10 protein-coding genes are annotated in these 11,503 nt (G+C 62.9%); all 10 read left to right on the top strand.

All coding sequences use genetic code 11. From position 1 onward, the window contains the following. On the top strand, positions 1-1,246 hold a 1,246-nt coding region (murD, locus tag MOV61_RS24435; protein WP_247138452.1), incomplete at its 5' end, for a UDP-N-acetylmuramoyl-L-alanine--D-glutamate ligase. A gap of 25 nt (positions 1,247-1,271) precedes the next feature. Next, positions 1,272-2,426: a putative lipid II flippase FtsW gene (ftsW, locus tag MOV61_RS24430; protein WP_038543537.1), complete on the top strand. Its 1,155-nt coding sequence runs from the start codon at positions 1,272-1,274 to the stop codon at positions 2,424-2,426. A gap of 7 nt (positions 2,427-2,433) precedes the next feature. Continuing rightward, on the top strand, positions 2,434-3,558 hold the full coding sequence (murG, locus tag MOV61_RS24425) for an undecaprenyldiphospho-muramoylpentapeptide beta-N-acetylglucosaminyltransferase (RefSeq protein ID WP_247138451.1): 1,125 nt from the start codon (positions 2,434-2,436) through the stop codon (positions 3,556-3,558). Continuing rightward, complete coding sequence (gene murC / locus MOV61_RS24420) at positions 3,555-4,964, top strand: UDP-N-acetylmuramate--L-alanine ligase (protein WP_247138450.1); 1,410 nt, start codon at positions 3,555-3,557, stop codon at positions 4,962-4,964. The genes murG and murC overlap by 4 nt, the downstream gene beginning before the upstream one ends. A gap of 3 nt (positions 4,965-4,967) precedes the next feature. Beyond that, on the top strand, positions 4,968-5,942 hold the full coding sequence (gene murB / locus MOV61_RS24415) for a UDP-N-acetylmuramate dehydrogenase (RefSeq protein ID WP_247138449.1): 975 nt from the start codon (positions 4,968-4,970) through the stop codon (positions 5,940-5,942). Between the two features lie 238 nt (positions 5,943-6,180). Continuing rightward, positions 6,181-6,882: an aquaporin Z gene (gene aqpZ / locus MOV61_RS24410; protein WP_247138448.1), complete on the top strand. Its 702-nt coding sequence runs from the start codon at positions 6,181-6,183 to the stop codon at positions 6,880-6,882. 339 nt (positions 6,883-7,221) lie between these two features. After that, positions 7,222-8,148, top strand: a complete 927-nt coding sequence (locus MOV61_RS24405) for a D-alanine--D-alanine ligase (protein ID WP_247138447.1) — start codon at positions 7,222-7,224, stop codon at positions 8,146-8,148. Beyond that, positions 8,136-9,068 (top strand): cell division protein FtsQ/DivIB, encoded by a 933-nt coding sequence (locus MOV61_RS24400; RefSeq protein WP_309493849.1) that lies wholly within the window; start codon positions 8,136-8,138, stop codon positions 9,066-9,068. Before MOV61_RS24405 ends, MOV61_RS24400 begins: the two co-directional genes overlap by 13 nt. Next, positions 9,065-10,396, top strand: coding sequence for a cell division protein FtsA (ftsA, locus tag MOV61_RS24395; RefSeq protein ID WP_247138446.1), 1,332 nt, complete (start codon positions 9,065-9,067; stop codon positions 10,394-10,396). The genes MOV61_RS24400 and ftsA overlap by 4 nt, the downstream gene beginning before the upstream one ends. Positions 10,397-10,483: 87 nt before the next feature. Further along, on the top strand, positions 10,484-11,503 hold a 1,020-nt coding region (gene ftsZ, locus MOV61_RS24390), incomplete at its 3' end, for a cell division protein FtsZ (protein WP_247138445.1).

Raw genomic sequence — 11,503 nt, 5'->3', positions numbered from 1 at the left:
GGGGATTTCGACCGCCGACCTGCGCGGCATCGACTGGTCTGTCCAGGCCGCCTTCGTGCTGTCGCCGGGTGTGCCGCTAACCCATCCGAAACCCCATTGGAGCGTCGACCTTGCGCGCGCCGCCGGCGTCGAGATCATCGGCGATGTCGAGCTTTTCGTGCGCGAGCGCCGGGCGCATGCGCCAGATTGCCCGTTCATCGCGATTACCGGCACCAACGGCAAATCGACGACCACGGCGCTGATCGCTCATATCCTGAGATCAAGCGGCCGCGACACCCAGCTCGGCGGCAATATCGGCACTGCGATCCTGACGCTCGATCCGCCGAAGTCCGAGCGCTATTTCGTCGTCGAATGCTCGTCCTACCAGATCGATCTGGCGCCGACGCTCAACCCCACGGCCGGCATCCTGCTCAACCTGACGCCCGATCATCTCGATCGCCACGGCACCATGCAGCATTACGCCGACGTCAAGGAGCGGCTGGTCGCCGGCAGCCGGACCGCCGTGATCGGCGTCGACGATTCGTTCTGCGCCCTCATCGCTGACCGCGTCGGACGGGCCGGTGTCGCGGTGCGCCGGATTTCCAAGCGGGTCGTCGTTGCCGATGGCCTCTATGCCGAAGGCAGCCGGATCATCGAGGCGCATGGCGGCGCGACGTCGCTGCTCGTCGATCTCGACGGCATCCAGACGCTCAAGGGCAGCCACAACGCCCAGAACGCGGCGGCGGCCATCGCAGCCTGCCTGGCGGTAGGCGTGTCGAAGGACGAGATCCGCGCGGGGCTGAGATCCTTCCCGGGCCTGAAGCACCGGATGCAGCCGGTCGGGCGCCGAACCCAGGTGGTGTTCGTCAACGATTCGAAGGCGACCAATGCGGATGCGGCAGCGCCTGCGCTCTCCAGCTACGACCGGATCTACTGGATTGCCGGCGGCCTGCCGAAGGAGGGCGGCATAGTCAGCCTCGCTCCACTCTTCCCGCGTATCGTCAAGGCCTATCTGATCGGAGAAGCCGCGCCGGCATTCGCGGCGACACTCGGCGAGGCGGTGCCCTACGAAATTTCGGGCACGCTCGAAAAGGCGGTCGCGCATGCCGCAGCGGATGCAGGAGCCGACACGACACCGTCCGCGGTGATGCTGTCGCCAGCCTGCGCCAGCTTCGATCAGTTCAAGAATTTCGAGGTTCGCGGCGATGCCTTTGTCGGCCATGTCGCAAGCCTCGACGGCGTCACGATGTTGGTCGATTTAGATTGATCGAGACGGAAAAGGGGAACGACAGATGGTAAGCCGCGCAGACCGTGGGCCGCTCGCAGACTGGTTCTGGACGATCGACCGTTTCTTCCTCGTCGCCTTCGTTTTGCTGATGGGCGTCGGTTTCATGCTCTCCTTCGCGGCATCGCCGGCGGTGGCCGAGCGTATCGGCCTTAACAGCTTCCACTTCGTCGAGCGTCACGCGCTGTTCCTGCTGCCGTCGCTGGTGGTGATGATCGGCCTCTCCTTCCTGACGCCGCGGCAGGTGCGCCGCACCGCCATCGTCCTTTTGATCATCGCGCTGGCGCTGATGGTGCTGGCGCTGTTCTTCGGCGTCGAGGTCAAGGGATCGCGGCGCTGGATCGGCGTCGGCATGTTCTCGATTCAGCCGTCGGAATTTATGAAGCCGGCCTTCGTGGTCGTCTGCGCATGGCTGTTCGCCGAACACGCGCGGCAGCCGGAAATCCCAGGCAACCTCTTCGCCATCATTTTGTTCGGCATCGTCGCAGCGCTGCTCGTCGCCCAGCCGGACCTTGGCCAGACAATTTTGACCAGCGTCGTCTGGGGAGGGATGTTCTTCATGGCCGGCATGCCCTGGCTGTGGATCGTCATGCTGGGCGGCGTCGGTGCCGGTGGCATCGTCACCGCCTATTACATGCTGCCGCACGTGACCGCCCGTTTCGACAAGTTCCTGACCGGCGAGGGCGACCGCTTCCAGATCGAGACGGCGCACGAAGCGATCCTGCAGGGCGGCTGGTTCGGACAGGGGCCGGGCGAGGGCATCGTCAAGCGCATCCTGCCGGACAGCCACACGGACTTCGTGTTCTCCGTTGCAGCCGAAGAATTCGGCATTATCTTCTGTATGGCACTTGTGGCGATCTTCGCCTTCATCGTGCTGCGCGGCCTGAACCACGCCTTCAAGGAGCGCAACGACTTCAACCGGTTCGCGGTCGCTGGCCTCGTCCTGCAGATCGGCATGCAGTCGCTCATCAATATCGGCGTCAATCTCGAACTCATGCCGGCCAAGGGCATGACGCTCCCCTTGATCTCCTATGGCGGCTCCTCGATGATCGCGATCTGCATCACTGCAGGCTTCATCCTGGCGCTGACCCGCCATCGTCCGGAGAAGCGAGCGCAGGAGCGGAGCCTGTTCCGGGTCGCCCAGGGCGTACCCGCGGAGTAAAAGTCCAATGACCAAGGGCATCATATTGCTAGCCGCCGGGGGAACCGGCGGTCATGTGTTTCCGGCAGAAGCGCTGGGACACGAACTGAAGGAGCGCGGTTATTCCGTGCATCTCGTCACCGACAGCCGGGCCGAGCGCTACGCCGGCACGTTTCCGGCCGACGAAATCCATGTCGTACCGTCCGCCACTTTCGGATCCAAGAACCCGATCGCGCTCGCCCGTACCGGCTGGAAGCTGTGGACGGGACTGCGGGCCGCTCGCCGCTTGATCGGCCGGCTGAAGCCGCTCGCCGTCGTCGGTTTCGGCGGCTACCCGACTGTGCCGCCGCTGATGGCCTCGACCGCCATGGGCGTGCCGACGATGATCCACGAACAGAACGCCGTGATGGGCCGCGCCAACAAGGCGCTGGCCGCCAAGGTCCAGGCAATCGCCGGTGGCTTCCTGCCCGAGAGCGGTGGTCCCTATGCCGACAAGACCGTGACGACCGGCAATCCGGTGCGTCCGGCCGTGCTTGCGGCCTCCAATGTCCCCTATGCCGCGTCCCGTGGCGACGATCCGTTCCGGCTGGTCGTATTCGGCGGCAGCCAGGGCGCGCAGTTCTTCTCCTCGGCCGTGCCGACGGCGCTCAGCCTGCTCGACCAGGCCGAGCGTGATCGCGTCGTCGTTACCCAGCAGGCGCGTCCGGAAGACAAGGATCGTGTCAGTTCCTGCTTTGCCAAGCTGAAGGCTCCGGCCGATATCTCCTCCTTCTTTTCGGACATGGCCGAACGGCTGGCGGCGGCGCATCTGGTCATCTGCCGCTCCGGCGCCTCGACGGTCTCGGAAATCGCGGTGATCGGCCGGCCGGCCATTCTCGTGCCTTACCCGCATGCTCTGGATCACGACCAGGCAGCCAATGCCGAGGCGCTGGTGGCGACCGGCGGCGCAAAGGTCGTGCAGCAGTCGGATCTGTCGCCGGAAAAGCTTGCCGCGATCATTTCGGGTGCGATGAAGGATCCGGATAAGCTCGAAAGAATGGCAGCGGCCGCCAAGTCCGCCGGACGGCCGAATGCAACCGGCAAGCTTGCGGATCTGGTCGTGGCGATCGCGGAGCGGAAATCGATTTCGGAATTTAAGGGAGTGCGTGCATGAAGATGCCGAAGGCCATAGGGCTCGTTCATTTCATCGGCATCGGCGGTATCGGCATGAGCGGTATCGCCGAGGTGCTGCATAATCTTGGCCACAAGGTCCAGGGATCCGACCAGGCCGACGGCGCCAATGTCCAGCGCCTGCGCGACAAGGGCATCCCGGTCTTCGTCGGCCACCAGGCCGAGAATATCGGCGATTCCGAGGTGGTCGTCGTCTCGACCGCGATCAAGAAGAACAATCCGGAACTGATGGCCGCGCGCGAAAAATCGCTGCCGATCGTCCGCCGCGCCGAAATGCTCGCCGAGCTGATGCGCTTCCGCAACGCGATCGCCATCGGCGGCACGCATGGCAAGACGACCACGACCTCGATGGTCGCGGCGCTGCTAGAGGCCGGTAATCTCGATCCGACCGTCATCAACGGCGGCATCATCAATGCCTACGGCACCAATGCCCGCATGGGCGAGGGCGAGTGGATGGTGGTCGAGGCCGACGAATCGGACGGCACCTTCCTGAAGCTTCCCGCCGATGTCGCCGTCGTCACCAATATCGATCCCGAACATCTCGACCACTATGGCAATTTCGACGCCGTGCGCGCCGCCTTCCGGCAGTTCGTCGAGAACGTGCCGTTCTATGGATTCGGCGTGCTCTGCCTCGATCATCCTGAAGTGCAGGCCCTAGTCAGTCGCATCGAGGACCGCAAGATCGTCACCTATGGCGAGAACCCGCAGGCGGATGCGCGATTCTCGAACGTGCGGATGGAAGGCACCAAGTCGATCTTCGACGTGGAAATCCGCCGTCGCCGCACCGGCCGGGTATTCCAATTCAAGGATCTTGCGCTGCCGATGCCCGGGCGCCACAACATTTCCAACGCCACTGCAGCGATTGCGGTCGCCAACCGGCTCGGCATTTCGGAAGAGGATATCCGCAAGGGGCTCGCCAACTTCAGCGGCGTCAAGCGGCGCTTCACGCTGACCGGTACCTGGAACGGCGTTTCGATCTTCGACGACTACGGCCACCATCCGGTGGAGATCAAGGCGGTGCTGCGGGCAGCCCGCGAATCGTGCCAGGGTCGCATCATCGCGGTCCACCAGCCGCATCGTTACACGCGTCTGTCGAGCCTGTTCGAGGATTTCGCCAATTGCTTCAACGATGCCGATAGCATCATACTGGCGCCAGTCTACGCCGCCGGCGAGGAAGCCATCGACGGGGCCAATTCGGAAGCGCTGATTTCGCGCATCCGTTCGGGCGGCCATCGCGACGCTAGATACATGGCATCGCCGACGGAACTCGCTTCGATTGTATCGGGCATTGCGAAACCGGGTGATTTCGTGGTTCTTCTGGGGGCGGGCAATATCACGCAATGGGCTGCGGCATTGCCGAAGGAACTGGAAAGCATATCGGGACAGTAGGAAATGAAACAGGTGAACGGGGAAAAGCTTCTGGCGTCGTTGGGGGATGACGTCAATAAACTGCGCGGAAGGCTGACGCCGGATGCGCCGATGGATCGCGTCACCTGGTTCCAGGCAGGCGGCCTCGCCGAACTGATGTTCCAGCCCCATGACGTCGACGACCTCGTGACTTTCCTGCAGATCCTGCCGGAAGACGTGCCGCTGACGGTAGTCGGCGTCGGTTCGAACCTGCTCGTCCGCGACGGAGGCATTCCAGGCGTCGTTCTGCGCCTCTCGGCCAAGGGGTTCGGCGGGGTCGATCTCGTCGGCGACAACCGTATCAAGGCCGGTGCGATCTGCCCCGACAAGCACATTGCCGCGATGGCGATGGACAACGGCATCGGCGGTTTCGCCTTCTATTACGGCATCCCCGGCTCGATCGGCGGAGCCCTGCGCATGAATGCCGGCGCGAATGGCGGCGAGACGGCCGGGCGCGTCATCGAGGTGCATGCCGTCGACCGCAAGGGTGGCACGCATGTCTTCTCGACTGCCGAGATGGGCTACAGCTATCGCCATTCCTCGGTTCCGGCGGACATGATCTTTACCCACGCGGTCTTCGAAGGATATCCCGAGGAGCGGGCAAAGATCCGCGCCGAGATGGATGCCGTGCGTCAGCATCGCGAGACGGTGCAGCCGATCAAGGAAAAGACCGGCGGTTCGACCTTCAAGAACCCGGAAGGCCATTCCGCCTGGAAGCTGATCGACGAGGCAGGCTGCCGCGGGTTGGTCAGCGGCGGCGCGCAGATGTCGTCGCTGCATTGCAATTTCATGATCAATATCGGCTACGCCAGCGGTTACGACCTCGAATATCTCGGTGAGACCATCCGCCAGCGAGTTTTCGAACATTCCAGCATTAAGCTCGAATGGGAAATCAAGCGCCTCGGCATCTTCATGCCAGGCCGCGAGGTGAGGCCGTTCCAGGGCATGACAAGCGAATAACGGGATCCGGCCAGGGTGAGGCGAATGCCTCCCGTGGCGAGTTATCTTGTAAATTTAAAGCGTTGCAGCGGTCATCTCGTGTTTTGATTCCGTTGGATAGCGCCGGTGCAACCTTGGATGTTTCACGAGTTGCTTATTCATTGAGCATTCATGAGAATATATTGCATAATATCCTTGTTTGAATGAGAGTCGCGCCTGGACCGGCAGGGTGCCGGGGGCACGAGCAGGGGGATATCCAATGTTCAAAAAATTAGCGGCCGAGTTTTTCGGCACTTTCTGGCTTGTCTTCGGCGGATGCGGTAGCGCGGTTCTGGCGGCTGCATTTCCGGATCTCGGTATCGGCTTCGTCGGCGTTGCGCTCGCATTCGGCCTGACGGTGCTGACCATGGCTTATGCGGTCGGCGGTATTTCCGGCGGTCACTTCAATCCGGCGGTATCGGTGGGACTGACGGTGGCGGGCAGGTTTCCGGCATCGAGCCTCCTGGCTTATATCGTCGCGCAGGTCGTCGGGGCGGTCGTTGCGGCCCTGGTTCTCTATCTCATCGCTTCCGGCAAGGCTGGTTTCCAGCTCGGCGGCTTTGCGTCCAACGGTTATGGCGAGCATTCGCCGGGCGGCTATTCGTTGATCTCTGCGCTGCTGATAGAACTGGTTCTCACCGGTTTCTTCATCTTCATCATTCTCGGCGCGACCGGGCCGAAGGCGCCGGCAGGCTTTGCTCCGATCGCAATCGGCCTTGCGCTGACGCTCATCCATCTGATCTCGATCCCGGTCACCAACACGTCCGTCAATCCGGCCCGTTCGACCGGCGTCGCGCTGATTGTCGGGGACTGGGCCCTCGGGCAGCTTTGGCTTTTCTGGGTTGCGCCGATTGTAGGCGCCGTCCTCGGGGCGCTGGCCTGGAAGCTGGTGGACGATTCGGAAGCGCGGGCCGCGGCCTGATCTGAAGAAGAACCGCTGAGTTAAAAAAGCCCGCGAAGCTGAACGCTTCGCGGGCTTTTTCGTGCCGCAAACCGCAAGAATCGTCTGTCGATTCGAGCGCCTTGGTGGTCATTTCAGCGCCGTTCAGAATGTTGCCGCAAACTGCGCGTTAACATTCCGGGATTCGATTTTTCCTTTGTTTTCATGCTTTTGGCTACCCGGGTTAATCAAGGTAAACGGTTTGTTAACTATATTCGGGCACTAATGCAGGCATGCCTAACGTCCGGCGGGAATCGTCTGAGAGCAGGTTGGCGCAAGCGCCGTACTTTAGAGTGTAGTCCTTTTTGGCGGGAGTGATTGATGAGCGACAAGCACGTGGCTGTTTTGATGGGAGGATTTTCCTCCGAGCGGCCTGTCAGCCTGTCCTCGGGCACTGCCTGTGCGGATGCTCTCGAAGGCGAAGGTTATCGCGTCACCCGTGTCGATGTCGGCCGGGATGTGGCGGCCGTCCTCTCTGAGCTTCGGCCGGACGTCGCCTTCAACGCCTTGCATGGACCTTTCGGCGAGGACGGAACGATCCAGGGCATCTTGGAATATCTCGAAATTCCCTATACCCATTCCGGCGTGCTCGCGTCTGCGCTCGCTATGGACAAGCATCAGGCCAAGCATGTCGCCAAGGCGGCCGGCATTCCGGTCGCCGAAGCCAAGGCGATGAGCCGGTTCGATATCGGCAATGCCCATCCGATGAAGCCGCCTTACGTGGTGAAGCCGGTTCGCGAAGGGTCGTCCTTCGGGGTCGTGATCGTCCAGGAGAATCAGTCGCATCCGCCGCAGATCATCGGTTCGTCCGAGTGGCGCTACGGCGATCGGGTTCTGGTCGAGCGTTATGTTTATGGCCGCGAGCTTACCTGCGGCGTGATGGGCGATGTGGCGCTTGGGGTTACCGAAGTGGTGCCGCTCAGCCACGCTTTTTACGATTACGACGCGAAATATGCGGAAGGTGGTTCGAAACACGTCATCCCTGCGCAAATTTCACCGAATATTTACCAAAAGATTCAAACACTAGCGCTCAAGGCGCATCAGGCGATGGGCTGCCGTGGCGTCAGTCGCTCCGACTTTCGCTACGACGACCGCTTCTCCGAGAACGGCGAGGTCATCTGGCTGGAAATCAATACGCAGCCGGGCATGACCCCGACCTCACTGGTGCCCGAAATGGCCGGCCATGCCGGCCACTCATTTGGTGAACTCGTCCGTTGGATGGTGGAGGACGCTACGTGTTTGCGTTGATCGGCAGAAAGGCGGGTGGACCGCGCGGCCGTTCTCAGGCTCTTTATCTCGGTGCCGAGGAGCGCCGGGTTCTTCCTCGTCCGCTACGCCGGGTTTTCCGTTTCTGCGTTAGCCTCGCCACGGGCCGCATCCATATTCCGTCCCATACCGGAACCGTTTCCGCTGCCGGCTTCTTCGCTGCCGTCGGTCTCTACGGCATGTCGCTCGGCGGTCACGGCCAGGCTGTCGCGCAGGCGACCACGGCGGCTGTCGGCTTTGCGATCGAAGACGTTCGCGTCTCGGGCAATGACCAGACTTCCGAAATCGACATCCTGCAGCTTCTCGGGCTCGACGGCACGACGTCGCTCGTCGCTCTCGATATCGATTCTGCTCGCCGCAAGCTCTCGGCGCTTCCCTGGGTCCAGTATGCGGAAGTCCGCAAGATCTATCCGAAGACGATCGAGGTGATGCTGAAAGAGCGTCAGGCCTTCGGGATCTGGCAGCACGGTTCCGAACTCTCGCTGATCGAAAAGAACGGCAGCGTGATTGCGCCGCTTCGCGACAACAAGTTCGCTTCCCTGCCGCTCTTCGTCGGGCGCGACGCCGAGGCGGCGGCGGCCTCTTTCGAGGACGCCCTGTCGGGCTGGCCGGAGCTGAAGAACCGGGTGAAGGCCTATGTCCGCATCGCCGGCCGCCGCTGGGATCTGCATCTCGACAACGGCATCGTGCTGAAGTTGCCGGAAGGTAATGTCACCAAGGCGCTTGCCATGCTCGCCAAGCTCGAAAAGGATCAGGGCGTGCTGGAGCGTGACGTCGCCGCCGTCGATCTTCGGCTTGAGGATCGCACCACTGTTCAGCTCACCCCTGGCGCTCTGGATCGCCGCAGGGAAGCGCTCGACGCACGATCAAAGGCCCTGAAGAAACTGGGAGAGCAGTCTTGAGCGTATTCGGTTCCTCCCATTTCGGCCTGCCGCGCATGAAGCCGCTGTCTTCCAAGCGCAGCCATGTCGTCTCGGTCCTGGATATCGGCTCCACCAAGGTGGTCTGCATGATCGCCCGGCTGACGCCGCGTCAGGAAAGCCAGGTCCTGCCGGGCCGCACCCACAATATCGAGATCATCGGCATCGGCCACCAGCGCTCGCGCGGTGTGAAGTCCGGCGTGATCGGTGATCTCGACGCAGCCGAGAGCGTCGTCCGTCTGGCGGTCGACGCCGCCGAGCGTATGGCCGGGCTTACCGTCGACAGCCTGATCGTTAATGTGTCCGCCGGCCGCATCACCAGCGACGTCTATACCGCGACGATCGATCTCGGCGGCCAGGAAGTGGAAGAGGCCGATCTCAAGAAGGTTCTTATCGCGGCAAGCCAGCAGTCGCTGCGCCAGGACCGCGCCATCCTTCATTCACTGCCGACCGGCTTCTCGCTCGACGGCGAGCGCGGTATCCGCGATCCGCTGGCGATGTTCGGCGATACGCTCGGCGTCGACATGCATGTGGTCGCAGCCGAACGCGCCACGCTGAAGAACCTCGAACTCTGCATCAACCGCGCCCACCTCTCGGTCGAGGGCATGGTCGCGACGCCCTATGCCAGCGGCCTCGCAGCCCTCGTCGACGACGAAGTCGAACTCGGTTGCGCGGCGATCGACATGGGCGGCGGCACGACGACAATCTCGGTCTTTGCCGAGGGCAAGCTCGTCCATACGGACGCGATCAGCCTTGGCGGCCATCACGTGACAACCGACCTTGCCCGCGGGCTTTCCACCCGCATCGAGGATGCGGAGCGGATGAAGGTCGTGCACGGTTCGGCGCTTGCCAACGGGTCCGACGAACGCGACGTGATCTCTGTTCCGCCGATCGGCGAGGACGACCGCGACCAGCCGACCCAGGTACCGCGCTCGCTGGTCACCCGCATCGTTCAGGCCCGTATCGAAGAGACGCTGGAACTCATCCGCGACCGCATCCAGAAGTCGGGTTTCAGCCCGATCGTCGGCAAGCGCGTCGTGCTGACCGGTGGTGCCAGCCAGCTCACCGGCCTTTCGGAAACGGCGCGTCGGATCCTTGCGCGCAACGTCCGGATCGGCCGCCCGATGGGTGTCTCCGGCCTGCCGACGGCAGCCAAGGGACCGGCGTTTTCGACGGCGGTCGGCCTGATGATCTATCCGCAGGTCGCGGATTTGGAAACACACGCTACGCAGAGCGGCCTGATGGCCTCGCTGGGAAGCGGCAATGGCCGGCTGGCCCGCGTCGGTCAGTGGTTGAAGGAAAGTTTTTGATGTGAGGGGCTCGCCCGCCCGCATCGGAGCAGAGTTGCAATGAATTGGCCGGCGGCGATGCGGCCAGAAAAAGAAGGAACTGGTGCAATGACCATCAAGCTGCAAAAGCCTGATATCACCGAGTTGAAGCCTCGGATTACCGTGTTTGGCGTCGGTGGCGGCGGCGGTAACGCCGTCAACAATATGATCACCGCCGGCCTCGAGGGCGTCGACTTCGTCGTCGCCAATACCGATGCCCAGGCGCTGACCATGACCAAGGCCGAGCGCATCATCCAGATGGGTGCCCGGGTCACCGAAGGTCTCGGCGCCGGTTCCCAGCCGGAAGTCGGCCGCGCCGCCGCGGAAGAATGCCTCGACGAAATCGTCGATCACCTGCACGGCACGCACATGTGCTTTGTCACCGCCGGCATGGGCGGCGGCACCGGCACGGGTGCAGCCCCGGTCGTCGCACAGGCAGCCCGCTCCAAGGGCATCCTGACGGTTGGCGTCGTCACCAAGCCGTTCCACTTCGAAGGCCAGCGCCGCATGCGCCTCGCCGAGATGGGTATCCAGGAACTGCAGAAGTCGGTCGACACGTTGATCGTCATTCCGAACCAGAACCTCTTCCGCATCGCCAACGACAAGACGACCTTTGCCGACGCATTCGCGATGGCCGACCAGGTTCTTTATTCGGGCGTCGCCTGCATTACCGACCTGATGGTCAAGGAAGGCCTGATCAACCTCGACTTCGCCGACGTCCGCTCGGTGATGCGCGAGATGGGCCGCGCGATGATGGGCACCGGCGAAGCATCCGGCCCGGGCCGCGCCATGCAGGCCGCCGAAGCCGCGATCGCCAATCCGCTGCTCGACGAGACCTCGATGAAGGGCGCTCAGGGCCTGCTGATCTCGATCACCGGTGGTCGCGACCTGACGCTGTTCGAAGTCGACGAAGCCGCGACCCGCATCCGCGAAGAAGTCGATCCGGATGCCAATATCATCCTCGGCGCGACCTTCGACGAAGCGCTCGAAGGCCTGATCCGCGTATCGGTCGTGGCGACCGGCATCGATCGTGCCGCCGGCTCGGTCGACATTCGCGCCGCCGAGATGCGCGCCGCTGCAAAACCGATC

Source organism: Neorhizobium sp. BETTINA12A (assembly GCF_023006485.1).
Taxonomy (GTDB): domain Bacteria; phylum Pseudomonadota; class Alphaproteobacteria; order Rhizobiales; family Rhizobiaceae; genus Neorhizobium.
This window is presented reverse-complemented; position numbering and strand designations above follow the sequence as displayed.

Excerpts from the sequence above, each read along its gene's own strand:
- ftsW (WP_038543537.1), top strand. The coding sequence starts at position 1,272 with ATGGTAAGCCGCGCAGACCGTGGGCCGCTCGCAGACTGGTTCTGGACG.
- murG (WP_247138451.1), top strand. The coding sequence starts at position 2,434 with ATGACCAAGGGCATCATATTGCTAGCCGCCGGGGGAACCGGCGGTCAT.
- murC (WP_247138450.1), top strand. The coding sequence starts at position 3,555 with ATGAAGATGCCGAAGGCCATAGGGCTCGTTCATTTCATCGGCATCGGC.
- murB (WP_247138449.1), top strand. The coding sequence starts at position 4,968 with ATGAAACAGGTGAACGGGGAAAAGCTTCTGGCGTCGTTGGGGGATGAC.
- aqpZ (WP_247138448.1), top strand. The coding sequence starts at position 6,181 with ATGTTCAAAAAATTAGCGGCCGAGTTTTTCGGCACTTTCTGGCTTGTC.
- MOV61_RS24405 (WP_247138447.1), top strand. The coding sequence starts at position 7,222 with ATGAGCGACAAGCACGTGGCTGTTTTGATGGGAGGATTTTCCTCCGAG.